The sequence below is a fragment of the Aeromonas bivalvium genome, from assembly GCF_046078285.1.
GTDB lineage: Bacteria > Pseudomonadota > Gammaproteobacteria > Enterobacterales > Aeromonadaceae > Aeromonas > Aeromonas bivalvium.
In genome coordinates this window covers 198140-223419 of record NZ_JBGXBV010000005.1, presented here as the reverse complement: position 1 = coordinate 223419, position 25280 = coordinate 198140, and the positions used below count along the sequence as shown (strand labels likewise).

Annotated in this window: 21 protein-coding genes; 14 read left to right on the top strand and 7 right to left on the bottom strand. The window is 64.0% G+C overall.

All coding sequences use genetic code 11. The features are described 5' to 3' along the window. The first annotated feature begins 14 nt into the window (after positions 1-14). From aceE to lpdA, 3 genes are all read left to right on the top strand, one after another. Complete coding sequence (aceE, locus tag ACEUCR_RS13695) at positions 15-2675, top strand: pyruvate dehydrogenase (acetyl-transferring), homodimeric type (protein WP_042001736.1); 2661 nt, start codon at positions 15-17, stop codon at positions 2673-2675. 161 nt (positions 2676-2836) lie between these two features. Continuing rightward, the gene (gene aceF, locus ACEUCR_RS13690) at positions 2837-4726 is read left to right on the top strand and encodes a pyruvate dehydrogenase complex dihydrolipoyllysine-residue acetyltransferase (protein ID WP_408790828.1); all 1890 of its coding nucleotides are present in this window, start codon (positions 2837-2839) and stop codon (positions 4724-4726) included. A gap of 147 nt (positions 4727-4873) precedes the next feature. After that, positions 4874-6301 (top strand): dihydrolipoyl dehydrogenase, encoded by a 1428-nt coding sequence (lpdA, locus tag ACEUCR_RS13685; RefSeq protein ID WP_042001742.1) that lies wholly within the window; start codon positions 4874-4876, stop codon positions 6299-6301. A gap of 64 nt (positions 6302-6365) precedes the next feature. Here lpdA and ACEUCR_RS13680 read toward each other — a convergent pair whose 3' ends face one another. After that, the gene (locus ACEUCR_RS13680; RefSeq protein WP_408790825.1) at positions 6366-8156 is read right to left on the bottom strand and encodes an AMP-dependent synthetase/ligase; all 1791 of its coding nucleotides are present in this window, start codon (positions 8154-8156) and stop codon (positions 6366-6368) included. 183 nt (positions 8157-8339) lie between these two features. On the opposite strand from ACEUCR_RS13680, the gene ACEUCR_RS13675 reads away from it, so the two are divergent. From ACEUCR_RS13675 to ACEUCR_RS13660, 4 genes are all read left to right on the top strand, one after another. Next, positions 8340-8882, top strand: a complete 543-nt coding sequence (locus ACEUCR_RS13675) for a thioredoxin domain-containing protein (protein WP_042001748.1) — start codon at positions 8340-8342, stop codon at positions 8880-8882. Further along, complete coding sequence (locus ACEUCR_RS13670) at positions 8866-8994, top strand: hypothetical protein (RefSeq protein ID WP_408790822.1); 129 nt, start codon at positions 8866-8868, stop codon at positions 8992-8994. Before ACEUCR_RS13675 ends, ACEUCR_RS13670 begins: the two co-directional genes overlap by 17 nt. Further along, positions 8978-9106: a hypothetical protein gene (locus ACEUCR_RS13665; RefSeq protein WP_408790820.1), complete on the top strand. Its 129-nt coding sequence runs from the start codon at positions 8978-8980 to the stop codon at positions 9104-9106. The genes ACEUCR_RS13670 and ACEUCR_RS13665 overlap by 17 nt, the downstream gene beginning before the upstream one ends. A 209-nt stretch (positions 9107-9315) precedes the next feature. After that, entirely contained in the window at positions 9316-9444 is a 129-nt protein-coding gene (locus ACEUCR_RS13660; RefSeq protein ID WP_408790817.1) for a hypothetical protein, read from the top strand. 13 nt (positions 9445-9457) lie between these two features. Here ACEUCR_RS13660 and rimI read toward each other — a convergent pair whose 3' ends face one another. After that, a complete protein-coding gene (gene rimI / locus ACEUCR_RS13655) occupies positions 9458-9907 on the bottom strand; it encodes a ribosomal protein S18-alanine N-acetyltransferase (protein ID WP_408790815.1) in 450 nt (149 codons plus the stop codon). Between the two features lie 94 nt (positions 9908-10001). Continuing rightward, on the bottom strand, positions 10002-10406 hold the full coding sequence (locus tag ACEUCR_RS13650; protein ID WP_042001750.1) for a DNA polymerase III subunit psi: 405 nt from the start codon (positions 10404-10406) through the stop codon (positions 10002-10004). Between the two features lie 214 nt (positions 10407-10620). On the opposite strand from ACEUCR_RS13650, the gene ACEUCR_RS13645 reads away from it, so the two are divergent. Together ACEUCR_RS13645 and viaA are read left to right on the top strand one after the other, a co-directional pair. Then, positions 10621-12243: an ATPase RavA domain-containing protein gene (locus tag ACEUCR_RS13645; RefSeq protein WP_408790812.1), complete on the top strand. Its 1623-nt coding sequence runs from the start codon at positions 10621-10623 to the stop codon at positions 12241-12243. Next, entirely contained in the window at positions 12244-13698 is a 1455-nt protein-coding gene (viaA, locus tag ACEUCR_RS13640; RefSeq protein WP_408760234.1) for an ATPase RavA stimulator ViaA, read from the top strand. Between the two features lie 16 nt (positions 13699-13714). Here the strand turns inward: viaA and ACEUCR_RS13635 are convergent, their stop codons facing one another. Then, positions 13715-14743: a diguanylate cyclase domain-containing protein gene (locus ACEUCR_RS13635; RefSeq protein WP_408790810.1), complete on the bottom strand. Its 1029-nt coding sequence runs from the start codon at positions 14741-14743 to the stop codon at positions 13715-13717. A 272-nt stretch (positions 14744-15015) separates the two neighbouring features. Between ACEUCR_RS13635 and ACEUCR_RS13630 the strand changes: the two genes are divergently transcribed. The 3 genes from ACEUCR_RS13630 to ACEUCR_RS13620 all read left to right on the top strand — a co-directional run bounded on the left by ACEUCR_RS13630 (position 15016) and on the right by ACEUCR_RS13620 (position 19740). After that, on the top strand, positions 15016-16848 hold the full coding sequence (locus ACEUCR_RS13630; protein ID WP_408790807.1) for a GGDEF domain-containing protein: 1833 nt from the start codon (positions 15016-15018) through the stop codon (positions 16846-16848). 253 nt (positions 16849-17101) lie between these two features. After that, a complete protein-coding gene (gene prfC, locus ACEUCR_RS13625) occupies positions 17102-18691 on the top strand; it encodes a peptide chain release factor 3 (protein ID WP_455708728.1) in 1590 nt (529 codons plus the stop codon). A 98-nt stretch (positions 18692-18789) separates the two neighbouring features. Beyond that, positions 18790-19740 (top strand): bile acid:sodium symporter family protein, encoded by a 951-nt coding sequence (locus tag ACEUCR_RS13620; protein WP_392441381.1) that lies wholly within the window; start codon positions 18790-18792, stop codon positions 19738-19740. A gap of 97 nt (positions 19741-19837) precedes the next feature. Here ACEUCR_RS13620 and ACEUCR_RS13615 read toward each other — a convergent pair whose 3' ends face one another. Next, positions 19838-20746 carry a bifunctional helix-turn-helix transcriptional regulator/GNAT family N-acetyltransferase gene (locus tag ACEUCR_RS13615; RefSeq protein WP_408790804.1) on the bottom strand — a complete coding sequence of 303 codons (909 nt, stop codon included), beginning with the start codon at positions 20744-20746 and terminating at the stop codon, positions 19838-19840. Between the two features lie 337 nt (positions 20747-21083). After that, on the bottom strand, positions 21084-22121 hold the full coding sequence (locus ACEUCR_RS13610; protein ID WP_111873111.1) for an alkene reductase: 1038 nt from the start codon (positions 22119-22121) through the stop codon (positions 21084-21086). A gap of 156 nt (positions 22122-22277) precedes the next feature. On the opposite strand from ACEUCR_RS13610, the gene ACEUCR_RS13605 reads away from it, so the two are divergent. Then, positions 22278-22844 carry a TetR/AcrR family transcriptional regulator gene (locus tag ACEUCR_RS13605; RefSeq protein ID WP_042001775.1) on the top strand — a complete coding sequence of 189 codons (567 nt, stop codon included), beginning with the start codon at positions 22278-22280 and terminating at the stop codon, positions 22842-22844. A gap of 143 nt (positions 22845-22987) precedes the next feature. Here ACEUCR_RS13605 and ACEUCR_RS13600 read toward each other — a convergent pair whose 3' ends face one another. Then, complete coding sequence (locus ACEUCR_RS13600; protein ID WP_408790802.1) at positions 22988-23899, bottom strand: LysR family transcriptional regulator; 912 nt, start codon at positions 23897-23899, stop codon at positions 22988-22990. 145 nt (positions 23900-24044) lie between these two features. Between ACEUCR_RS13600 and aguA the strand changes: the two genes are divergently transcribed. Beyond that, positions 24045-25142: an agmatine deiminase gene (gene aguA / locus ACEUCR_RS13595; RefSeq protein ID WP_408790799.1), complete on the top strand. Its 1098-nt coding sequence runs from the start codon at positions 24045-24047 to the stop codon at positions 25140-25142. Positions 25143-25280 lie beyond the last annotated feature (138 nt).

Genomic DNA, 25280 nt, shown 5'->3' with positions numbered 1-25280 from the left:
AATAGGAACCAGCCATGTCTGATATCCTGAAGAACGATGTGGACCCGATAGAAACGCTGGAGTGGCTTGCCTCTCTGGAATCCTTGCTGCGTGAAGAGGGTCCGCAACGCGCTCAGTTCATCCTTGAACAACTGGCCGAGAAAGCCCGCGTCAGCGGTGTGGAAGTGGCTGAGAAAGCGAATCGCGACTACATCAACACCATCCCCGCCAGCGACGAACCGGCCTACCCGGGCGACCTGGAGATGGAGCGTCGCATTCGCGCCATCATCCGTTGGAATGCCGTGATGATAGTGCTGCGCGCCTCCAAGAAAGACCTGGACCTGGGCGGTCACATGTCTTCCTTCGCCTCCTCCGCGACCATCTACGAAGTCTGCTACAACCACTTCTTCCGTGCTCGCAACGAGAAGGACGGTGGCGACCTGGTCTACTTCCAGGGTCACATCTCCCCGGGCATCTACGCCCGTGCCTTCGTCGAGGGGCGTCTGACCGAAGAGCAGCTGGACAACTTCCGTCAGGAAGTGGACGGCAAGGGTATCCCCTCCTATCCGCACCCGAAACTGATGCCGGAATTCTGGCAGTTCCCGACCGTCTCCATGGGTCTGGGCCCCATCGCCGCCATCTATCAGGCGCGCTTCCTGAAGTACCTGACCGACCGTGGTATCAAGGATTGTGCCGAGCAGACCGTCTACGCCTTCCTGGGCGATGGCGAGATGGACGAGCCGGAAGCCAAGGGCGCCCTGACTGTTGCCGTGCGTGAAAAGCTCGACAACCTGGTGTTCGTGGTCAACTGCAACCTGCAGCGTCTGGACGGCCCTGTGGTCGGCAACGGCAAGGTCATCAACGAGCTGGAAGGCCTGTTCGCCGGCGCCGGCTGGGACGTGACCAAGGTCATCTGGGGTCGCAAGTGGGATGAGCTGCTCAAGAAAGACACCTCCGGCAAGCTGATCCAGCTGATGAACGAGACCGTGGACGGTGACTACCAGACCATGAAGTCCCGCGACGGTGCCTACGTCCGCGAGCACTTCTTCAACCGTTACCCGGAAACCGCCGCTCTGGTCAAGGACATGTCCGACGAGGAGATCTTCGCCCTGAACCGCGGTGGTCACGATCCTCGCAAACTGTTTGCCGCCTTCTCCAAGGCCGCAGCGACCAAGGGCAAGCCGACCGTGATCCTGGCCAAGACCATCAAGGGTTATGGCATGGGTGAAGCGGCCGAAGGCAAGAACATCGCTCACCAGGTCAAGAAGATGGATCTGGGCTCAGTGCGTTACCTGCGTGATCGCTTCAACCTGCCGGTCACCGACGAGCAGCTGGCCGATCTGCCGTACCTGAAGATCGAGGAAGGCTCTGCCGAGCACAAGTACCTGCACGACCGTCGCACTGCCCTGAAAGGCTATGTGCCGACCCGTCTGCGCGAGAGCACCACCAAGCTGGAAATCCCGGCCCTGGATGCCTTCGGTCCGCTGCTGGGCGAACAGGCGCGCGAGATCTCCACCACCATGGCGTTCGTGCGTTCCCTGAACGTGATGCTCAAAGACAAGTCCATCGGCAAGCGCATCGTGCCGATCCTGGCTGACGAAGCCCGTACCTTCGGTATGGAAGGCCTGTTCCGCCAGATCGGCATCTACAGCCCGCACGGTCAGCAGTACACCCCGCAAGACCGCGACATCGTCTCCTACTACAAGGAAGACAAGCAGGGTCAGGTTCTGCAAGACGGCATCAACGAGCTGGGCGCCATGTCCTCCTGGCTGGCTGCTGCGACCTCTTACAGCACCAACGACTGCCCGATGATCCCGTTCTACATCTACTACTCCATGTTCGGCTTCCAGCGGATCGGCGACATGGCGTGGGCAGCCGGTGACCAGCAAGCCCGTGGCTTCCTGCTGGGCGCGACCTCAGGTCGTACTACCCTGAACGGCGAAGGTCTGCAGCACGAAGATGGTCACAGCCACATCCTGGCCAACACCATCCCGAACTGTATCTCCTATGACCCGTCCTACGCCTATGAAGTGGCGGTGATCGTACAGGACGGCCTGCGCCGCATGTACGGCGAGAACCCGGAGAACGTGTTCTACTACATCACCACCCTCAACGAGAACTACGCCATGCCGGCCATGCCGGAAGGCGCCGAGGAAGGCATCCGCAAGGGTATCTACAAGCTGGAAACCGTGGCCGGTACCAAGGCCAAGGTACAGCTGCTGGGTTGTGGCTCCATCCTGGGTCATGTGCGCACCGCCGCCCAGATCCTGGCCAGCGAGTACGGCGTGGGTTCCGACGTGTTCAGCGTCACCTCCTTCAACGAACTGGCCCGTGACGGTCAGGACGCGGATCGCTGGAACATGCTGCACCCGACCGCCGAAGCGCGTGTGCCCTACATCGCTCAGGTACTGGGCACCGACGCCACCATCGCCGCGACCGACTACATGAAGTCCTTCGCCGATCAGGTTCGCGCCTTCGTACCGACCGAGAACTACCGCGTACTGGGTACCGACGGTTACGGCCGCTCCGACAGCCGTGCCAACCTGCGTCGTCACTTCGAAGTGAACGAGTTCTACGTGGTGGTTGCTGCCCTGACCGAACTGGCCAAGCGCGGCGAGATTGACAAGCAGGTGGTGGCCGATGCCATCGCCAAGTACGGCATCGATGCCGACAAGGTCAACCCGCTGTACGCCTAAGAGGATTGAGCGCCCTGTCCGGCCATGTGCCGGGCAGGGCCTCACCCTGCTTGGCGTGACCAACGTATAAGAGGATGAAGCCGCTCTCCTGCCAGGGCTATGGCAGTGACAGCGCGCTTTTCCAACGTCAACGTGACATCCGCGTAAGAGGATAAAGCACAATGTCCAAACAGATTATGGTGCCGGATATCGGTGCCGATGAGGTTGAAGTCACCGAGATCATGGTGGCCGTGGGTGACAAGGTCGAGCTCGACCAGTCCCTGATCGCCGTGGAAGGTGACAAGGCCTCCATGGAAGTCCCGGCCCCCGCCGCCGGCATCGTCAAAGAGATCCTGATCAAGGTGGGCGACAAGGTTGCCACCGGTTCCCAGATCATGGTCTTCGAAGCGGAAGGCGCTGCCGCACCGGCTCCTGCCCAGGCCGCGGCCCCGGTTGCCGCCGCTGCGCCGGCTGCCCCTGCTGCTGCCGCTGCCAAAGACGTGCACGTCCCTGACATAGGTGACGACGAAGTGGAAGTGACCGAGATCATGGTCGCCGTGGGCGACATGGTTGAAGCGGACCAGTCCATCATCGCCGTGGAAGGTGACAAGGCCTCCATGGAAGTGCCGGCGCCGTTCGCGGGCCGCGTGGTGGAAATCAAGGTCGCCGCCGGCGCCAAGGTCTCCACCGGTTCCCTGGTGATGGTGTTCGAAGTGGCTGGCGCCGCCCCTGCCGCCGTTGCCGCGCCGGTTCAGGCTGCCGCTCCCGTGGCCGCAGCCCCGGTTGCCGCCGCTGCCAAAGAGGTCAACGTACCTGACATCGGCGGTGACGAAGTGGAAGTCACCGAGATCATGGTGGCCGTGGGTGACAAGGTCGAAGCCGACCAGTCCCTGATCGCCGTGGAAGGTGACAAGGCCTCCATGGAAGTGCCTGCGCCGTTCGCCGGCGTGGTGAAAGAGATCAAGGTGAAGGCGGGTGACAAGGTCTCCACCGGTTCCCTCATCATGGTGTTCGAAGTGGCGGGTGCTGCTCCTGCCGCCGCCCCGGTTGCGCAAGCTGCTGCCCCCGTTGCCGCCCCTGCCGCTGCCCTGGTTGCTCAGGCTGCTGCCCCGGCTGCCGTTGCCTCCGACTTCGTTGCCAACGATGCCTATGTCCACGCTTCCCCGGCGGTACGCCGTCTGGCGCGCGAGTTCGGCGTCAACCTGGCCAAGGTGAAAGCTTCCGGTCGCAAGGGCCGCATCGTCAAAGAAGACGTGCAGGCCTACGTGAAGGATGCGGTCAAGCGTGCCGAGTCCGCCCCGGCTGCAGGCCAAGGCACTGGCAACGGCATGAGCGTCGTGGCCTGGCCCAAGGTTGATTTCAGCAAGTTCGGCCCGGTCGAAGAGCTGGAACTGACCCGGATCCAGAAGATCTCCGGTCCTGCCCTGCACCGCAACTGGGCCATGATCCCCCACGTCACCCAGTTCGACGAAGCCGATACCACGGATCTGGAAGCGTTCCGCAAAGAGCAGAACGTGCTGGCCGAGAAGCAGAAGCTGGACGTGAAGATCACCCCGCTGGTGTTCATCCTGAAGGCGGCCGCCAAGGCCCTGGAAGCGCACCCGCGCTTCTGCAGCGCCCTGTCCGAAGACGGCAGCAAGCTGATCATGAAGAAGTATATCCACATCGGTGTGGCGGTAGACACCCCGGGTGGCCTGGTGGTTCCTGTGGTTCGCGACGTCAACAAGAAGGGTATCTTCGAGCTGTCCCGCGATCTGGCCGAGATCTCCAAGAAGGCCCGTGCCGGCAAGCTGACTGCTGCCGACATGCAGGGCGGTTGCTTCACCATCTCCAGCCTGGGTGGCATCGGCGGTACCAGCTTTACCCCGATCGTCAACGCGCCGGAAGTGGCCATCCTGGGCGTCTCCAAGTCCGAGATGAAGCCCAAGTGGAACGGCAAGGAGTTCGTACCGCGCCTGATGCTGCCGCTGGCCCTGAGCTATGACCACCGCGTCATCGACGGCGCCGACGGTGCCCGCTTCATCACCACCCTGAGTGGTGTGCTGTCCGACATTCGTCGACTGGTCCTGTAAGTGAGAGGGCGGGCCCAGAGCCCGCCCTTTTTGCTTCTCATTTCATTAACAGGATTGTAAACTTGCCCCGTTTTTTCACGGCTGCAGCCGCCTTCTCTGGCATAAGACTGTGCTGTCCGGGGATATAAGAACGACAAAGAGGTCATGATGAGTAAAGAAATCAAAACCCAGGTCGTAGTACTGGGTGCTGGCCCTGCCGGTTATTCCGCTGCTTTCCGTGCGGCCGACTTGGGTCTGGATACCATTATCGTCGAACGTTACTCCACCCTGGGTGGCGTCTGCCTGAACGTGGGCTGCATTCCGTCCAAGGCGCTGCTGCACGTTGCCAAAGTGATCGAAGAAGCCAAGGCGCTGGGCGAGCACGGCATCGTCTTCGGTGCCCCGCAGACCGACATCGACAAGGTGCGTCTGTGGAAAGAGAAGGTCATCAACCAGCTGACCGGCGGTCTGGCCGGCATGGCCAAGATGCGTAAAGTCCAGGTCGTGAACGGCTTCGGCAAGTTCACCGGCCCGAACACCCTCGAAGTGGAAGGCGCCGACGGCAAGACCACCGTCACCTTCGACAACGCCATCATCGCAGCCGGTTCCCGTCCGGTGAAGCTGCCCTTCATCCCCCACGACGATCCGCGCGTATGGGACTCTACCGATGCGCTGGAACTGAAAACCGTTCCTGGCAAGCTGCTGGTCATCGGTGGCGGCATCATCGGCCTGGAGATGGGTACCGTGTACTCCTCCCTGGGTTCCGAGATCGACGTGGTGGAATTTGCCGACCAGCTGGTTCCGGCTGCCGACAAAGACATCGTCAAGATCTACACCAAGCGCGTGGCCAAGAAATTCAACATCATGCTGGAGACCAAGGTCACCGCAGTTGAAGCCCGTGAAGACGGCCTGTACGTCTCCTACGAAGGCAAGCACGCCCCGGCCGAGCCGGTTCGCTACGACAACGTGCTGGTCGCGGTCGGTCGTGTGCCGAACGGCAAGCTGATGGACGCCGAGAAAGCCGGTGTTGCCGTCAACGAGCGCGGTTTCATCGAAGTGGACAAGCAGCTGCGTACCAACGTGGCTCACATCCACGCCATCGGTGACATCGTCGGTCAGCCCATGCTGGCCCACAAGGGTGTGCATGAAGGCCACGTGGCGGCCGAAGTCATCGCCGGCAAGAAGCACTACTTCGACCCGAAAGTGATCCCGTCCATCGCCTACACCGAGCCAGAGATGGCCTGGGTTGGTCTGACCGAGAAGGAAGCCAAGCAACAGGGCCTGAACTTCGAAGTCGCCACCTTCCCCTGGGCTGCTTCCGGCCGCGCCATTGCGTCCGATTGCTCCGACGGCATGACCAAGCTGATCTTCGACAAGGACAGCAACCGCGTCATCGGGGGTGCCATCGTCGGCACCAACGGCGGTGAGCTGCTGGGCGAGATCGGTCTGGCCATCGAGATGGGTGCCGACGCCGAAGATCTGGCGCTGACCATCCATGCTCACCCGACTCTGCACGAGTCCGTGGGTCTGGCCGCCGAAGTGTTCGAAGGCTCCATCACCGACCTGCCGAACGCCAAGGCCAAGAAGAAGAAGTAAATCTCTTCCCGCCCAATGAAAAAGCCGCTCATCGAGCGGCTTTTTTTGTGTCCGAAGCGCGGGATCAGACGTGGTTGTACATGGCCTCTATCTCGCGCTGGTACTTGGACTCGATGATCTTGCGGCGCAGCTTCATGGTGGGGGTGATCTCTCCCAGCTCCATGGAGAAGGCGCTCGGCAGCAGGGTGAATTTCTTCACCTGCTCGAACTTGGCCAGCTCTTTTTGCAAGTCAGCGATCCGTGCCTCGAAGAACTCCACCACCCTGGAGTGGCGCAGCAGCTCGCTCTTGCACTGGTATTGCAGGTTGATGGAGCGGGCGTACTCCTCCAGGGACTCGAAGCAGGGGACGATGAGCGCCGACACGAAGTGGCGGGCATCGGCGACGATGGCGACCTGTTCGATGAAGCGATCCTTGCCGATGGTCCCTTCCACCAGCTGTGGCGCCACGTACTTGCCGTTGGAGGTCTTCATCAGCTCCTTGAGACGCTCGGTGAAGTAGATGTTGCCCTCGCCGTCCAGCTCGCCGGCATCGCCGGTGCGCAGGAAACCGTCCGCCGTCATCACCTCGGCCGTGGCCTCTGGCTTGTTGTAGTAGCCGCGCATCACAGTGGGGGCGCGCACCAGCAGCTCGTTGTGCTCGCCGAGTTTGACCTCGATGCCGTCCATGACGGTGCCGATGGAGCCCAGCTTGAACCGAGCGTCGTCATAGCAGCAGACGGTAGCCGTGGTCTCTGTCATGCCATAGCCGTACTGGAGGTTGAACCCCATGGCCTGGAAGAAGAGGTTGACGTCGTCGGCGAGGCGGGCGCCCGCCACCGGCAGGAAGCGGGTGCGGCCGCCGAAGCGTTCGCGCAGCTTGCGAAACACCAACCGCTCGGCGAGCCAGATCTGGCCAGAGAGCAGGGGGGAGGGGCGCTCGCCCGCCTGGCGGGTGGCGACCATCTGGCTGCCGACTCGGGTGGCCCAGCCGAACAGGGCGCGGCGCAGGGGCGGCGCCTTGGCCACCTTGGCCTGGATCAGGGCGTAGGCCTTCTCGTAGAGACGTGGCACGGCGCACATCACGGTGGGTTTCACCTCGCCGATGACCTCCATCACCTGCTGGGGATCGCGGATGTAGACGTTCTCGGCGCCGCAATAGAGCACGTAGTAGCTCCAGGCGCGTTCGAACACATGGCTGAGCGGCAGCATGCACAGGGACACATCCTGCTCGTCAAGGTCCAGGCGGCGATCATGCATCTCGAAGCAGGCGGCCATGTTGGCAAAGTCGAGCATGACCCCCTTGGGTTCACCCGTGGTGCCCGAGGTGTAGATCAGGGTCAGCAGGTCGTCCATGCGGTACTGCTGCTCGCGCTCCCGCAGTGCCTGCTCGCTCGGCAGATGATTGCCGGAGACCAGGAAGCTCTGGAAGTGGCTCGCCTGCTCGCAGCCGCGCAGATCGACGGTGCAGTCCAGGGTGACTATCTGGTTGATCTCGCCAGCCTTGAGCAAGTGGAGCGCCTGATCGAACTGGGGCTGTTCGCCGACGAACAACAGCCTGATGCCGGCGTCTTTGACGATATAACGCAGCTGATCCAGGGTGCTGGTGGGGTAGATGGGCACGCTGACGCCGCGGGCGGCCAGGATGCCGAGATCGGCCTGGGTCCATTCCGGCATGTTGCGGGCATAGAGGCCGACCATCTCGGTGGGCTGGTGGCCGGCGCGGATCAGCGCCTGGGCACAGTAGTCCATGGCCTGGCCCAGGGTACGCCAGCCGATGGCGCGCCACTGGCCATCCTGTTGCACCCGCAGGGCGGCTTTATTGCCGAGGCGAGCGATGCGTTCGCGAAGCAGATGAACCAAATGAAGCTGCGACATCAATAGATCCTCAATGAGAGCGCCACGCCCGGCAGGGGCGTGAAAATCGCGCTGGAGTGTAAACTCTAATATTACGGCTTACAAGTGTGCGCTGTTTTGTCCGGGATCAGAAAGCGCGGATTTTGCTGCCAAATCAATCAAAATCGGCGATAACAGTGGGAGGTGGTTGGCGGAGGCTGCACGATGAAACATCTGGCAACAGGGTTGGCAGGGGCGCTGGTGCTGCTGCTGGTGGCGGGAGGACTGGGCTGGTACTGGTGGAGCCAGGGCGCCCGGCACAGTGGCAACCCCTGGCTCAGGGGCGAGCAGGGGGAGGCGCGGGCCCAGCAGCTCGCCCGGGAGTCCGGCATGGCCATGCTCTATGTGATAGAGGCGGACAAGTGTCGGCGCTGCAAGTTGCTGGACAAGATGCTGTGGCAGGATCCTGCCATGGCGTCGACCCTGGCGGGGCTGGCCAAGGTGCGGCTCAACCCGGGGGCGGGAGATGGCAGTGATCGGGTGCTGCGCCGCTTTCCCAAGGTGAAGACGCCTCCCGGCATCTATCTGCAGCAGGCGGGCGGCCCCCTCAAGCCGGTGCAGATAGTGGTGGATATCCAGCAGATCTGGATGCCGGGGGTGACCTACCGACGGGGCTTCTTCATGCCGCTCTCGGCCGTCGGTTTCGATGCCGTGCTGCGCACGACCCTGGCCCTGGAAGATCCGGTGTTTGATGTCGTGCAGCCGTGAGTTTCTGGCGTGCCAGCTGCTTCATGGCCCATGGTCGGCCGTCGGCTTCGATGCCGTGCTGCGCACGACCCTGGCCCTGGAAGATCCGGTGTTTGATGTCGTGCAGCCGTAAGTTTCTGGCGTGCCAGCTGCTTCATGGCCCATGGTCGGCCGTCGGCTTCGATGCCGTGCTGCGCACGACCCTGGCCCTGGAAGATCCGGTGTTTGGCGCCGCGCAGCCGTGAATTTCTCTGGCGTGCCAGCTGCTTCATGGCCCATGGTCGGCAGTCGGTTTCGATGCCGTGCTGCGCACGACCCTGGCCCTGGAAGATCCGGTGTTTGATGTCGTGCAGCCGTGAGTTTCTGGCGTGCCAGCTGCTTCATGGCCCATGGTCGGCAGTCGGTTTCGATGCCGTGCTGCGCACGACCCTGGCCCTGGCAGATCCGGTGTTTGATGTCGTGCAGCCGTGAGTTTCTGGCGTGCCAGCTGCTTCATGGCCCATGGTCGGCCGTCGGCTTCGATGCCGTGCTGCGCACGACCCTGGCCCTGGCAGATCCGGTGTTTGGTGCCGCGCAGCCGTGAGTCGCCCGAGCCGTCAGCCGAAGTCGAACAGGCGGGACATCAGCACGGCATCTTCCCGCTCCGGACCGCAGCCATAGTAGTCGGCCCGGCGGCAATACTCGGCGAACCCCTCGCTCTCGTAGAGGCTGATGGCGGCGACGTTGCCGGCTCGCACCTCGAGAAACCAGGCCTCGGCCCCCTTCGCCTTGCTGCGGGCCAGATACTCCTTGAGCAGCGCCCGGCCCAGCCCCTTGCCCTGAAAGTCAGGATGCACGCAGATGTTCATCAGGGAGCTGTCCCCCGCCACCAGATCCGAGATATAGAAGCCGGCGGGGCGCCCCTCCACCAGCATCAGGCCGTTGAGGTAGCGCGGCCCGAAGCAGGAGAGCAGATTGGCCTGGCTCCAGGGCTCCTGATGAGCGGCCTGCTCTATGGGATAGACAAGGGCGAAATCGGTCTCGAGCAGGGGACGAAAGCGGTGCATGGTCACTCCGGTGACGGCGGGCAGAGGTCTCGCCAGCCAACTGTAAAGTTTGGTAAAGATGAGGGGGCCGGGCTGCATTGCGGCACTGGGCCGATCACAATGCCCCGTTCTCCTGGTGTACCGGCAGCCGCTGGCGCAGCTGTTGCCACAGGGCCCGCTTGCCGGCCGCATCCGGGCTGAGGGAACAGATCAGGGCCTGGGGCCAGCGAGGATCCGGCTCGGTGAGCCAGAGCAGCGGCGGCGTCGCCTGTTCCGGTATGCCACTTAGCAGGCTCACCTCATGGGGGGCGATCCCGAGCAGCCGGCAGACGTCATCGAGCAGGGCGGGGGACGGCAGGGTCTGGGCCCGCACCCAGAGTTTGCCGGCCGGGAGCGCGTCGCCAAGGCTCGCCTCGGTGGCCGCCTCGCTCTCCTTGCCTGCCAGCAGCTGCGGACGTCTGAGCTGCCAGCCCTGGATGCCGATGCGGGCCAGGATGCGCTGGCGAACGGGATCTTGCATATGAGGATGACTCGCTCTTGATCTGGGTTGGGGAAAAGTGTGTGGTGCAGGGTACACTCGAACGCCTTTTTCTGCATCCTCCGCCTTGGCCTGACGGCATGGCTTGGCAAGCAGGCCAGAAACAGCCAACATCATAATCAAACCACCCCCGGCTCGCCTGGTTGCCATGGCGTGAACCGGGATTGTCCAGATCCCAGCGTCGGAATGCTCTTCTATGCCACTTTCTGTCCACAGCTCTGCCCGTGTCGCGCCCATTCATGAACGCCTGCCCAGCCTGCTGACGGCCCTCGGCGAGGGGCTCTATGAGCGCCAGGACGCCCTGCGGCTCGGATTGCTGGCCGCGCTCTCGGGGGAGAGCGTCTTCCTGCTTGGCCCCCCGGGCATCGCCAAGAGCCTGATCGCGCGGCGCCTCAAGCTGGCCTTCTTTGATGCGCGCCACTTCGAATACCTGATGACTCGCTTCAGCACGCCGGAGGAGGTGTTCGGCCCCCTCTCCATCCAGGCCCTGAAGGAGGAGGGCAAGTACCTGCGCCTGACCGCAGGCTATCTGCCACAGGCCGAGGTGGTGTTCCTCGACGAGATCTGGAAGGCGGGGCCCGCCATCCTCAACACCCTGCTGACCGCCATCAACGAGCGCCAGTTTCGCAACGGCGACGAGACGCTGCCCATTCCGATGCGCCTGCTGATCAGCGCCTCCAACGAACTGCCCGCCCCGGACAGCGGGCTGGAGGCCCTCTATGACCGCATGCTGGTGCGGATCTGGATGGACAGGGTGCAGGAAAAATCCAACTTTCAGGCCATGCTGGCCAGCGACGGGGCCAATCCGCGCCAGCTCACGGCCAGCTTGCAGATCCACAGCGAGGAGTATCAGTCCTGGCAGCACCAGATAGAGCAGGTGACTCTGCCAGACGAGGTGTTCGAGCTCATCTATCGGCTGCGCCAGCGCCTCGACCATCTCGGCGACGAGCCCTGCTATGTCTCGGACCGACGCTGGAAGAAGGCGGTCAGACTGTGCAAGGCGAGCGCCTTCTTCCATGGCCGCTCCGAGGTGGCGCCCCTGGATCTGCTGCTGCTCAAGGATTGCCTGTGGCACAACGGCGAGAGCCGCGCGGCCCTGCTCACCCTGATGGAGGAATTTGCCCGCCTGCACTGTTACCAGCAGCAGACGCTCATCTCCCGCCACCTGGCCATCACCTCCGCCCTGCAGGAGTTGCAGCTGCAGATGAGCGCCCGGCTGGCCCTGAAGGCAGAGCCCGGCAAGGGGATGCTGGGCAAGCGCGGCAAGGGATGGCGCCTGCCCCTGGATGAGGCCGACAAGCAGGGGGAACGGGGCCTGCAGATCCAGCTGCACCTGCTCGCCCCGGCCAGGCTCAGCCCGGAGGAGCCGGATCTGCTGGTGCAGACCCTGGAGTGCGACAAGGTGGTGCTCGGCCACTGGCAGCAGGGTGACCAGGTGCTGTTTCATCCCGTCGGCAGCAAGACGGGCTTGACCCTGGAACTGGAACTGGACGGCGAACAGCGGCTGCACCTGCTCGACAGTCAGCGTCACCCCATCCCCCTGGTGCTGGTGCGCCGCGCCCCCTTGCCCGGCCTCGTCAGCGAGCCCTGGTACAAGGCGATCGCCAGCCTCAACGAGCAGTTGATGGCCCTGCGCACCGATCTGCGCCGTCAGCGCCAGCGTTTCGACGGCCATCAGCCCCACCATTTTCTCGACTCGCGCTGGCTGGTGATCGTCGAGGAGGGCTTCTTCACCCTGACCCGCGAGCTGGAGCAGACGGCGGAGCAGCTGGCCCAGTGGCAGGGGCGCCTGCCGCTGCTGTGCGGGGAGCAGGGCTGAATGCTCGACATCGGCACCATGAGCACCTTGCTGGCCATCTCGGAGGGAGAGATGGTGTCAGAGATGGTGGTCGCCCTGCTGGCCAGTACCCAGATATCCCGCTTCATCCGGTTGGGCAAGGCCCAGGGCCGCGCCCTCAAGCAGCGGTTGCAGCGCTGGCGCCATCAGGTGAACGACACCATAGCCCATACCCCGGTGCCGCCGGTACTGGAGCAGGAGTTCCTGCTCTATCAGCACTTTCTCTCCCTCTCCCTGCCCCGGCTGGTGGCCGAGTTGCCGACCCTGCTCAGCGCCCTGGAGCGGGGCAGCGACTTCGCCGACGAGGGGCGTCAGCTGGCCCATCAGCTGGTGGATCACCCGGTGGAAGGGACCCGGCGCCTGCTGCTCGAACGATGGCGCGCCAGCCTGGTGGGGGCCCTGCTGCGCCTGCAGCAGCAGCTGGCTGAGGCTGAGCGGCTCAGGTTGCAACAGGAGCTGGAGGATCAGATAGGGGCCAGCGAGGAGCTCGAGCAGGTGCTGGATCCCCAGCGGCGTACGGCGGGCGGCCTGTGGAACCTGGCCCAGGGACGCTGGCAGCCCGCCTCCCTGGTGCTGATCCGCCAGTATGCGGCCATGCTGGGCAAGGAGCCCATGTTGCAGGAGATAGCCCAGAGCATGGGGCGCAGCCTGCACAGCCAGGAGCAGGAGGACAGGCCCCAGCCGCCCCAGCCCACCCTGATCCAGGAGTCCGTGCTCAGTGACGACGTGCCCGACGATCTGGTGGGCATTCATCAGGGCAGCGACCTGATGCGCATGCTGCCGAGCGAAGCCGTGATGCTGGGGATCCCCGAGCTGGAGCTGGAGTTCTACCGCCGTTACCTGGAGCGGCGCCTGCTCAGTTATCAGGCCAGGGGCACCCTGCCCAGGCAACAGCTGCTGCCTCGCACCACGAGCCAGGGGGAGCGGGAGCTGCAACCCATGGGGCCCGTGATCGTCTGCATCGATACCTCGGGCTCCATGGGGGGCTATCCCGAGCAGTGCGCCAAGGCCCTGGCCCTGGCCCTGTTGCAGCTGGCCCTGAGCGAGCAGCGGCGCTGCTTCGTGATGCTGTTTTCCACCGATGTGGCCAGCTTCGAGCTGACCGATGCCGATGGCCTCGATGAGGCCCAGCGTTTCCTCGCCATGACCTTCAACGGCGGCACCGATCTGCTGCCCTGCCTGAGTGCCGCCCTGCGCCAGTTGCAGGCCCCCGCCTTCGAGCTGGCGGACGTGCTGGTGATCTCCGACTTCATCGCCCAGCGCCTGCCCGCCTCTTTGGTGGCGCAGATGGACAACCAGCGCGCCCGGGGCACCCGGTTTCACGCCGTCGCCATGTCCCGCCACGCCAAACCGGCCCTGCTGCGGGTCTTCGACAGAAGCTGGCTGCTCGATTGCGGCCTGCGCGGCCGCCTGCTGCGGCGCTGGCAGCGCAGCTGAAACAGGGGTTGCCCGGTCAGGGCAGGGGCTGGCTCCGATAATCGAGGGCCCGCTCGTTGACCTGCTCCTGATCCAGCAGGGGCTGACCGCTGGGCTGGGCGATGTGGAATCCCCCCTTGCCTGCGTGCTTGACCCGATACATGGCCTTGTCCGCCCGGGCCAGGGCCGAGCCGAAATCATCCTGGGGGCGGATCTGGGCTATGCCCATGCTCAGGCCGATGCGAGCCTCACCGTTGGCCAGGGGGAAGGGGGCCGAGATGGCCTGCTGGCACGCCAGTGCCAGCTGCTGGGTGCGCCTGTCCTGGCATGGCCAGGGCAGCAGCAGGATGAATTCATCGCCACCGAGACGGCCGATGACCGCCTCTTGCGGACATTGACGCTTGAGGCGGTGCGCCAGCTCGACCAGCAGCTCGTCACCTGTCCTGTGACCCAGGCTGTCATTGACCTGCTTGAAGTCATCGAGATCGATGAAGCAGAGCGTCTGGTGCTCGCCGGGAAACTGGCGCTGCAGGGCGGCGCGGTTGAGCAGGTGGGTGAGGGGATCCCGGTGAGCGAGCTGGGCCAGTTGCAGCTCGTACTCCTTCTCGTGGGTGACGTCTATGTGGGAGCCCATGACCCGCAGGGGATTGCCGTCGGCGTCCCGCTCCACCACCCGGCCCCGGTCCAGCACCCAGGTCACCTTGCCCTCTTTTGACAGCATGCGGTGCAGCGCCTGATAGAAGGGGGTCTTGCCGCTGAGGTGATCGAAGAAGGCCTGCAACACCCGCTCCCTGTCTTCCGGGTGCAGGTGATCGCGCCAGGAGTCGAAGTGGGCCTCCAGCTCCTTGGGTTGATAGCCCAGCATGGCGCCCCAACGCCGATTGAATATGATGAGCTTGCCGGTGGGCACATGATTCTGCCAGATGCACAGGCCGGTGCCGTCACTGGCGGCATCCAGCTTCTCCAGCGCGTCGTCGGCGATGCGCTTCAGTCGCTCGTTCTCCTGTTGCAGCCTGTGATAGGCGGCCAGCAGCGTCTCGTAATCCTGGGGTACCTTCTCTGTCACCTGGGTGCCTCTACTGCCAATACGTGTTGCCTTCACCAGGCTGGAACAAGAAGGGTCTCTTCTTGACGAGCCGACCATGGGGATAAGTGCGGCATGTCTGCGCTCCCTGGCGTGCCAACGGGCTGACTATAGAGGAGATGGCTGTTTTTTTCACCATGTGTCAGGTCGAGTCAGGATATGATGAAAGGGCCCAATTCTCCGATTTATCAACGAAATGCCACAGGAGGCCCATCATAGGCGCACACCCCGTCTCTCCCTGGTTGCTCTGTCTGTTGCTGGCAGCCCCCCTCGATGCCCTTGGGAGCGATCCGGCCGAGGAAGCCCTGCTCGGCGAGCTCACCCAGCTGGAAAACAATGTTCAATCCCAGGGGGAGCGGTTGCGCCGGGTCGAGGCGCTGGCGCGGCGGATCGACCCCGCCAGCCCCCTTCAGGGGCGACTGGTACGGCTGCAATGCTGGGCGCTGCCTGCGGAGAACAGCAGTGACTACAGCGCCGCCATCACCTTCGCCAGCAAGGCACTGCTCCAGGCGCGCCAGGAGGGGGACAGGGTGACGGAATCGGCGCTGCTCATCTGCCGGGGCTGGCACAACCAGCTGCTGGGGGAGATGGCCCGTGCTCGCCTGGATTATGATCTCGCCCTCTCCCTGGCCCGGGCCGCGGGAGAGCAGCGCCTCGAGGCCGATGCCCTCGGCTATCGCGGCGGCATGCTGGCCTACCAGGGAGGATTGGCGGCGGGCCTGCGGGATCAGCTGGTGGCCCATGACCTCTATGAGCGACTCGGTCTGGAGCGCTGGCGGCTCAAGATGATGGGGGAGATAGCGAATACCTACCGGCGCATGGGGGTATTCGAACGGGCGCAGGAGTATTTCAAGGCATTGGAGCAGGCTTATGAGCAGCAGGGGGACGCCGCAAGTCTGACGATGATCCGGGCTCAGCTGGCCATCCTCTATACGGAGACGGACCGGTACGACGAGGCCCTGACCCTGTTCGAGGAGGCGGCCAGCCACTTCAAGGCCAGTGGCGAGCGGATGGACGAGGCCTGGGCCCTGACCGAGGTGGCCCACAGCCTGCTCAAGCTCGGCAGGAAGGAGGAGGCCAGGGCCAGGTTGCAGCAGGCCGATCTGCTGCTCAACCGTGATCAGGAGACGGATGCCGCGACCCTGGGGCAATGGCGGCTGGTGATGGGCCTGTTGGAGGAGGCCGAGGGGGATCTCGAGCGGGCGCTCTATTTCCTGGCGCTGGCGGAGCCCATCTTCCGCCAGGAGGATAACCAGCGCTTCCTCGCGACCATCTATCGGGTCCAGTCCAGGATCCTGGAGCAGCAGGGGCAGACCGATGCCGCCCTCAAGGCCCTCAGGCATTATGTGACGACCCAGGAGTCCCTGGAGCATCAGCTCGGCGAGCAGAGGTCCATCCAGATGCGCTTCGAATTCGATCTCGCTCGCAAGGAGGCGGAGAACGAGGCTCTCAAGAGCCAGCAGGCGTTGCAGACCCAGCAACTGGATCGCTTGCAGGAGCGGCGCCACTGGCAGACCCTGGTCACGGCCCTCATCTTGCTGCCGCTGCTGGGATTGACCTTCTACCAGCTGGGCCGCAGTCGCAAGCTGCGGCGGCTCGCCATGACGGACGAGCTGACCGGTATCCACAACCGGCGCCAGATCCAGGCCAAGGGGGAGGCCATGCTGGCCCAGGCGCGGGCCCAGCAACAACCTTGCTCCCTGATGCTCATCGACATAGACCATTTCAAGCAGATCAATGACGGTTGGGGCCATCATGCGGGTGATCGGGTGCTGGTGGCGGTGGCGAAGCGGATTGCCGGTGAGCTGCGCAGCCTGGACAGGGTGGGGCGCAACGGCGGCGAGGAGTTCTTGGTGCTGCTGCCCGATACCGTGCTGGCTGAGGCGGCGGAGGCGGCGGAACGGATCCGGACCCGGGTGGCCGGGCTCAGGGTCGAGGCGTTGCCGGCGGACCATCCGATCCGGGTCAGCATCGGCTGTGCCGAGTTCCGGCCAGGAGAGAGCCTGACCGAGCTGGTGCATCGCGCCGACGAGGCCATGTATCGCGCCAAGGAGACAGGTCGGGATCGGGTCTGCCTGGCCGACTGACCGCCGGACGCCGGGGGAGATCCGGCGCATCCGGGCTGGGTATTTTTCACCCGCGCGGGTATAATGCCGCGCAATTTTGCTTTGACTCAGGCGAGAAGACCCATGTAACGCAACGTTCCCGCTTTTTTCGCCGGGTTGGCCAGCGGCCAGCCTGAGCCTGTCTGTTGCGTATATTGGTGCCGTGAGTCGAATGCGGCATCCCGGATTTATTCCCACGGTGGCTCGAGGCCGCCGCTCAATAGAAGAACGTCGAATTATGTCAGCTGAATTTCTGAGTGAAGTCTCCAAGAGACGCACTTTTGCGATCATCTCGCACCCGGATGCGGGTAAAACCACCATCACCGAAAAGGTCCTGCTGTTCGGACAGGCCATTCAGCGCGCCGGTACCGTCAAGGGCCGTGGCTCGGGCCAGCACGCCAAGTCCGACTGGATGGAGATGGAGAAGCAGCGCGGCATCTCCATCACCACCTCCGTGATGCAGTTCCCCTACGCCGATTGCCTGGTCAACCTGCTCGATACCCCGGGTCACGAGGACTTCTCCGAAGATACCTACCGTACTCTCACGGCGGTCGACTGCTGCCTGATGGTCATCGACGCCGCCAAGGGTGTTGAAGACCGGACCCGCAAGCTGATGGAAGTGACCCGGCTGCGGGACACCCCCATCCTCACCTTCATGAACAAGCTGGACCGCGAAGTGCGCGATCCCATGGAAGTGATGGATGAGGTGGAGCGCGAGCTCAACATCATGTGCGCCCCCATCACCTGGCCCATCGGCTGCGGCAAGTCCTTCAAGGGGGTCTATCACCTCTACAAGGACGAGACCTATCTGTATCAGAGCGGTCAGGGCCACACCATCCAGGAGAAGCGGGTGGTCAAGGGGCTGAACAACCCGGAACTGGACGCCGCCATTGGCCCGGATCTGGCGGCCCAGCTGCGCGGTGAACTGGAGCTGGTGCAGGGCGCCTCCCCCGAGTTCGACCATGAGGCCTTCATCGCCGGCGAGATGACCCCAGTCTTCTTCGGGACGGCGCTCGGCAACTTCGGCGTCGACCACATGCTGGACGGCCTGACCGACTGGGCGCCGGCCCCCATGCCGCGCAAGGCCGAGAGCCGTCTCGTTGAGGCGACCGAGGAGAAATTCTCCGGCTTCGTGTTCAAGATCCAGGCAAACATGGACCCGAAACACCGGGACCGTATCGCCTTCATGCGCATCGTATCAGGCACCTACTCCAAGGGCATGAAGATGCGCCACGTGCGCCTGGGCAAGGATGTGAACATCTCCGATGCCGTCACCTTCATGGCCGGTGACCGGGAGCAGGCGGTCGAAGCCTGCGCCGGCGACATCATAGGGCTGCACAACCACGGCACCATCCAGATCGGCGACACCTTCACCCAGGGTGAGGACTTGAAGTTCACCGGCATCCCGAACTTCGCGCCTGAACTGTTCCGCCGCATCCGCCTGCGTGACCCCCTCAAGCAGAAGCAGCTGCTCAAGGGGCTGGTGCAGCTCTCCGAAGAGGGCGCGGTGCAGGTGTTCCGTCCGCTCATCAGCAACGACCTCATCGTCGGCGCTGTGGGTGTGCTGCAGTTCGATGTGGTGGTCTCGCGCCTGAAGAGCGAGTACAACGTCGAGGCCATCTACGAGGCGGTCAACGTCGCCACCGCCCGCTGGGTGGAAGGGACCGACGTCAAGAAGTTCGAGGAGTTCAAGCGCAAGAACGAGGTCAACCTGGCCCTGGATGGTGGTGACAACCTCACCTACATAGCGCCGACCATGGTCAACCTGCGTCTCTCCCAGGAGCGTCACCCGGACGTCCAGTTCCGCCAGACTCGCGAGCACTGATATAAGACGCGCACGTACTCTGCAAAAACTGATATAAGAGAAGGCCCGACGGGCCTTCTTTTTTTGCCCGCGTTTGACTTTCGGATCAGGAGATCATCATGCTTGGACGCATCACCCACCTCTTCCCGCTTTGGGCCCTGCTGTTTTCCCTGCTGGCCTACTGGCAGCCCGAGCCCTTCGTCGGCCTCAAGGGCCAGATAGTGCCGCTGCTGACCATCATCATGCTGGCCATGGGGCTGACCCTCAGACCCCAGAACTTCCTCGACGTGGTCAACAACAAGAAGGCCATCGGACTCGGGCTGGTATTGCAGTTCAGCGTGATGCCGCTGGCGGCCCTGCTGGTCAGCCTGCTGCTGGGGTTTGATGCCGAGCTGACCGTGGGCATGGTGCTGGTGGGCAGCGTCGCCGGTGGCACCTCTTCCAACGTGATGTGTTATCTGGCCAAGGGGGACGTGGCCCTCTCCATCACCATGACGGCCCTCTCCACCCTGCTTGGTGTCCTCGTCACCCCCCTGCTGGTGCAGTTGCTGGCCGGCAAGAGCGTCGACGTGCCGGTGCTGGACATGCTGCTGAGCCTGGTGAAGATAGTGCTGGTCCCCGTGGTGTTCGGGGTGGTGGCCAATGTCTTCCTCCACTCCCTGACGGCGCGTATCGAGCCCGTGCTGCCCCTCGTCTCCATGGCCGCCATCATCATGATCATCGCCATCGTGGTCGCCCTCAACGCGGGCCAGTTCGCCGCCATCGGTCCCATAGTGGCGCTGGCGGTGGTCCTGCACAACGGCATCGGCATTGCGGCTGGCTACTGGGTCAGCCGCTGGCTGGGCTTCGAGGAGCGGATCTGCCGCACCGTCGCCTTCGAGGTGGGGCTGCAGAATTCGGGGTTGGCCACGGCGCTGGCCATGAAGTTCTTCACCCCGGCCTCCGCGGTGGCGGGCACCCTGTTCTCGGTCTGGCACAACCTGTCCGGCTCCCTGCTGGCCGGCTTCTGGGCCAGGCGGCCACTGCTTCTCGCCGAGCGGGACACCGGGGCTGCGGTCAAGGAGCACTGAGGCCGGTTTTGGCACCATGCAAGAGACCCCGCTGCGGCGGGGTCTCTTTTTTTCCCTCTGGGATAGAGGAAGGGGATGGGCCCGGCTCAGGGAGGACTCAGAGTTCGAGCACCATGCAGATCTCGCAGGCGTCGTGACCGGTACAGCCGAGGGGGCCCGGCAGGTGCTCGAACCCCAGAGACTCGTAGAGGGTGGTGGCTTCGCGCAAGACTTCGGTCGTCTCCAGATAGCAGCGCTGGTAACCCAGGGCGCGGGCCTCGGCCAGGGCCAGCAGCACCAGCCGTCGTCCCAGCCCGAGCCCCCGCAGGGCGGGCAGGAAGTACATCTTCTGCAGTTCGCACACATCCGTTGCCCCCGCCAGCGGCGCTATGCCGCCGCCGCCGAGAAGGGTGCCGTCCGGCCCCTCTATCACCCAGTAGCGGCTGCGCTCCCCCCGATAGGTTTCGTGGAGAAAATCGAGGTTGGGATCCGCCACCCCGTAGCCCTTGTCGGCGGTGAGGCCGTATTCGGCGGAGACGGCGCGGATCACGGCGGCGATCCGGGCATTGTCGGACGGGGTGATGGGGCGGATGACGTACCCCTGCTGGCGGCGGGCGCGGGAGAGGGCGCTGCGATAGCGCCGCATCCCCTCCCAGATCTGTTCGCTCTCGGCGGGGGAGAGCTGGGCCAGGGCCTCGGCCATGGTCTCGTCCATCTGCCGGTGCAATTCCTTTAGCTGATCCTGACCAAAGGCGGTCAGCTGTGCCTCCTTGCTGCGCCCATCCGAGGGATGGGGCTGCCAGGCGATCAGATCCCGCTCCGCCAGACGAGCCAGGGGGCGGCTGGCGTTGGACTTGTCGATGCGAAGGCGGTCGGCGAGCTGCTGATTGGTGGCGGGGCCGCTCTCCAGCTCGATGAGCAGGTGGGCCTCGAGGGGACTGAGGGCCAGGGAACCACACTGCTGGGAGAGCATGCCGAGTTCGCGGACCAGCTCGCGCGACAGGGCGCGCAGGGGACGGGGATCCATCTGTGATAATCCTTGTTTGGTTGTCATCAGCAACCAATATAGTCAACTGGTTGTTGATGGCAACTTCTTTTCTGCACAGGTGTGATGGGGTAGGAAGGGGCAGGGGAGAGCGGGCAGAAAAAAGGGCCCGGGAGGGGGCCCAAACATTGGAAACCCGCGCCTGTATCGGGCGCGGATCCCATCCTTGGTCGGCAGGGCGAACGAGGGGAGCGGCTCGCCGGGTCATATCCACGGGGCGAGCGGGTATCGGCCACCGTTGGTCAGCGGGTATTCGGTGTGCCTTGCACCCGCTCCGCACGCCTGGTGTCAGCAACAGAGCCGGGTCAGGGCCGGTTTTTTAAACCAGTTCGGCCAGCATGGTGTCGGCATAAGGGGTCAGCGCCTCCCCCTGTTTCACCTTGGCGAGGTAGTCCGGGTTGGCGATAAGGGGGCGACCAATGGCGACGAGGTCGAAGCGATCGGCCTTGATGGCCTGGGCTGCGGTCTCGGCGCTGTAGTTGCCCACCCCCACCAGGTGACCGTCGTAGTGCTCGCGCAGATAATCGGAGGCGCGACCCCCCAGGTAGTCGAAGGTGAGGCTGTCATCGAAGATGCCCAGGTGCACATAGGCCAGATTGCGGTGATTCAGCTCGGCCAGCAGGTGGTCGAACACGGCGCGATCCCGGGCATCCCCTTCCAGGTGCACATAGGCGCCGGGAGAGAGGCGCAGCCCCACCCGATCCGAGCCGATGCGGGCGTTGATGGCATCCACCACTTCCAGGGGGAAGCGGCTCATGTTCTCCGGGGTCTGGCCGTACTGATCGCTGCGCAGGTTGCTGGCGTGGTGCAGGAACTGATCGATGAGGTAGCCGTTGGCACCGTGGATCTCCACACCATCGAAGCCCGCCTCGATGGCGTTGGCGGCGGCCTGGGCGTAATCCTCGACCAGCTGGACGATTTCTGCCACCGTCAGGGCGCGGGGCACCTGATATGCCAGCTCGCGCATGCGCGGCACCGAGCCCTCGAAACCGACGGCGGACGGGGCCAGCACCTCGGCCTGATGGAAGAAGGGGTGGGAGAGGCGGCCCACGTGCCAGAGCTGGGCGAAGATCTTGCCCCCCTTGGCGTGTACGGCATCGGTCACCTTCTTCCATCCTGCAATCTGCTCGGGGCTGTAGATGCCCGGGGTATTGGGATAGCCCTGGCCATCCGGGCGTATGATGGTGGCCTCGGAGATGATGAGGCCGATATCGGCGCGGCGACCATAGTAGGCTGCCATCTGCTCGGTCGGTACCAGGCCCGGGCCCGCCATGCAGCGGGTGAGGGGGGCCATCATGAAGCGGTTGGCCAGGGTCAGACTGGCGTTGAGGCGATAGGGTTGAAACAGGGTGTGCATGGGTGAGTGTCCTGGGCGATGATTCTTGAACGTGCATTCAAGATGTTTTTTGCCTCGGGCGCAACTCTTTTTTGAATGCTTGTTCAAGATAGGTTGGCCTGACCCTCTCCCTGGGGTAGACTTGCCGCCACCCCAGCCCCCGTCACAGGAAACCCGATGCGCAGTGCCGAGTTCAACCGCGAGACCGTCTTGCGAAATGCCATGGAGGCGTTTCGTGCCAAGGGCTATGCCAAGACCACCATGCAGGAACTGGTGGCGGCGACGGGTCTGCACCCGGGCAGCCTGTACGCGGCCTTTGGCAACAAGCGCGGCCTGCTGCTGGCGGCGGTGGATCACTACATCGCGAGCAAGCGGGCCAGCCGTCGCGACCTGTTTGCGCAAGGGGAGCCGCTGGCGGCCATAGAGGCCTTCCTGCGTCAGGTGGTGAGCGACACCCTGGGAGGCTGCTGCCTGGTGACCCGCACCCTGGTGGAGCTGGCCGAGCAGGATGAGGAGCTGCGCCTGCGGCTCAAGGGAAGCTATGGCGAGCTGGAGGCCGACCTGGCCGCCGTGCTGGAGCAGGCCAGGGCCGGGGGCCAGCTTGGCTCGGATGCGGCCATCACGACCCTGACCGCCTTCCTGCTGGTCAGCATCCAGGGGCTGGTCACCGTCGGCCAGTGCCGCCCCGAGCCCGAGCTGCTTGGCAATGTGGTCAGCCAGATCATGGCCGCCCTGCGGGCCTGACAAGGGAGAGGGAAACAACAAAGGCTCCTGCGGGAGCCTTTGTTGTTTCTGGGAATGACCCTCGCAGCCGGGTTGTTTGCCCCCTTTCTCCCCTCGGGAGAAGGGCTGGGGATGAGGGGGAGGAGCAGCCAGACGCAGCGGGCTCAAACCGGGCTCACCAACTCCTTCATCAGCTCTTTCAACCAGATCAACGCCGGTTGCTGCGCATGCACCGGGTGCCAGACGCAGTTGAGATGATAATCGGGCACGTCTTCGGGCAGGGGCAGGCTTTTCAGCGGCCAGTGGGTGGCGAGCAGCTCGGCCACCATGCTCGGCAGCACCAGCAGGTGGTCGCTCTGGCTGACGATGGCGGCGGCGGACATATAGCTCTGGCTGTTGACCGAGATGGTGCGACTGTGCCCCAGGCTCTGCAAATAGCGGTCGAGGCTCGCCTCCGAGGTGCCGAGCGGCGAGTGGAACACATGGGGCATCTCGATAAGCTGATCGAGGGTGATGCGCTCCTCCTCCAGCTCCAGGGTGGCGCGCACCAACCCGGCCAGGGGCTCGGTGAGCCAGGTCTCCTTGCCCAGATACCCCGGCACCTGCATATACTCGTCAAACCCCAGCACCAGGTCTATCTCGCCGCTTGCCAGCTCCGCCTCCGGCAAGGTGTCGCGCAGGATGCGGATCTCTATGGTGACCCCGGGCGCCAGCCTCCTGAGGCGCTGGATGAGCGGCGGGATCAGCACACACTCCACGTAGTCCGTGGTGCAGAGCACGAAGCGGCGTTTCGACTGGCGCGGCTCGAACAGCTCCTCCTCGCTGAGCTGCTGCTCCAGCAGCCGCAGCACCTGCTGCACCCCCAGATGCAGCCGCTGGGCCCGGGGCGTCGGCAGCATCCCCTGGGGGGTGCGCACCAAGAGCGGATCGTCAAAGAAGGCCCGCAGGCGATTGAGGGCATGGCTCATGGCGGGCTGGCTGATAAAGAGCGACTCGGCGGCGCGGGTCACGCTCCCTTGTGTCATCAGGGCGTCAAAGGCGAGCAGCAGATTGAGGTCGAGCTGGTGCAGTTTCATGGGGGGATTATTCGCCGTGTTTATGGGACAATCCATCCTATTCATTTGATGGATGGGCACGCAACTTCTTACACTGCGACCCACTGTTATTTTTCCAGGGTTCCCAGGTAAATCGGGGGCCTCAATCCATGCAAGGAGCCTTGCGATGAGCATCAAGACCATCAACTCCATTCCGGCCGCCGACGGCTTCACCATGCCCGCCGAGTGGGCGCACCAGCAGGCCGTCTGGATGATCTGGCCGTTCCGCCCGGACAACTGGCGCGTCGCCGGTCGCTTCGCGCAAGAAACCTTCGCCAAGGTGGCGGATGCCATCGGGCAAGCCACTCCGGTCTTTATGGGGGTGCCCGCCCAGTTTATGGAGCAGGCCCGCGCCATCATGCCCGCCCACGTCACCCTGGTGGAGATGGCCAGCGATGACTGCTGGGCCCGGGACACAGGCCCGACCGTGGTCACCAACGCCGCCGGCGAGTGCCGTGGCGTGGACTGGGGCTTCAACGCCTGGGGCGGTCACAAGGGCGGTCTCTACTACCCCTGGGATCAGGATGAAAAGGTGGCGGCCCAGATGCTGGAGCAGCACGGCATGGATCGCTACGCCGCGCCGCTCATTCTGGAAGGGGGCTCCATCCATGTGGACGGTGAAGGCACCTGCATGACCACGGCCGAGTGCCTGCTCAACGAAAACCGCAACCCGCACCTGAGCAAAGCGCAGATCGAAGCGCACCTGCGCGACTATCTGGGTGTCACCAGCTTTATCTGGCTGGACGAAGGGGTCTACATGGACGAGACCGATGGTCACATCGACAACATGTGCTGCTTCGTGCGCCCGGGTGAAGTGGCCCTGCACTGGACCGACGATGAGAACGATCCCCAGTACGCCCGCTCCCTGGCCGCCTTCAAGGTGCTGGAAGCGGCGGTCGATGCCAAGGGTCGCAAGCTGAAAGTGTGGAAGCTGCCCCAGCCGGGCCCGCTCTACTGCACCGAGGAGGAGTCCGCCGGCGTCGAGAGCGGCACCGGTGTGCCGCGCGAGGCAGAAGGTCGTCTGGCCGGCTCCTACGTGAACTTCCTTATCACCAACGATCGCATCGTCTACCCGCTGCTGGATGCCGCCACCGATGGCGAAGCCCAGCGCATTCTGGAAGAGATCTTCCCCGAGCACAAAGTGGTCGGCGTGCCAGCCCGCGAGATCCTGCTGGGCGGTGGCAATATCCACTGCATTACTCAGCAGATCCCTTCCGGCCAGTAAGAACCGGATGACGATCCTGCTGCGAGGCCGTGATCAAGGCTCATGTGCTGCTCGCTTATGTGAAACCGAGGGCTCACGTATGTTTATACGCTCCGGTTCCTGTGCTGCTCTTCACCTTGCTGACGACCTCTCGCGACG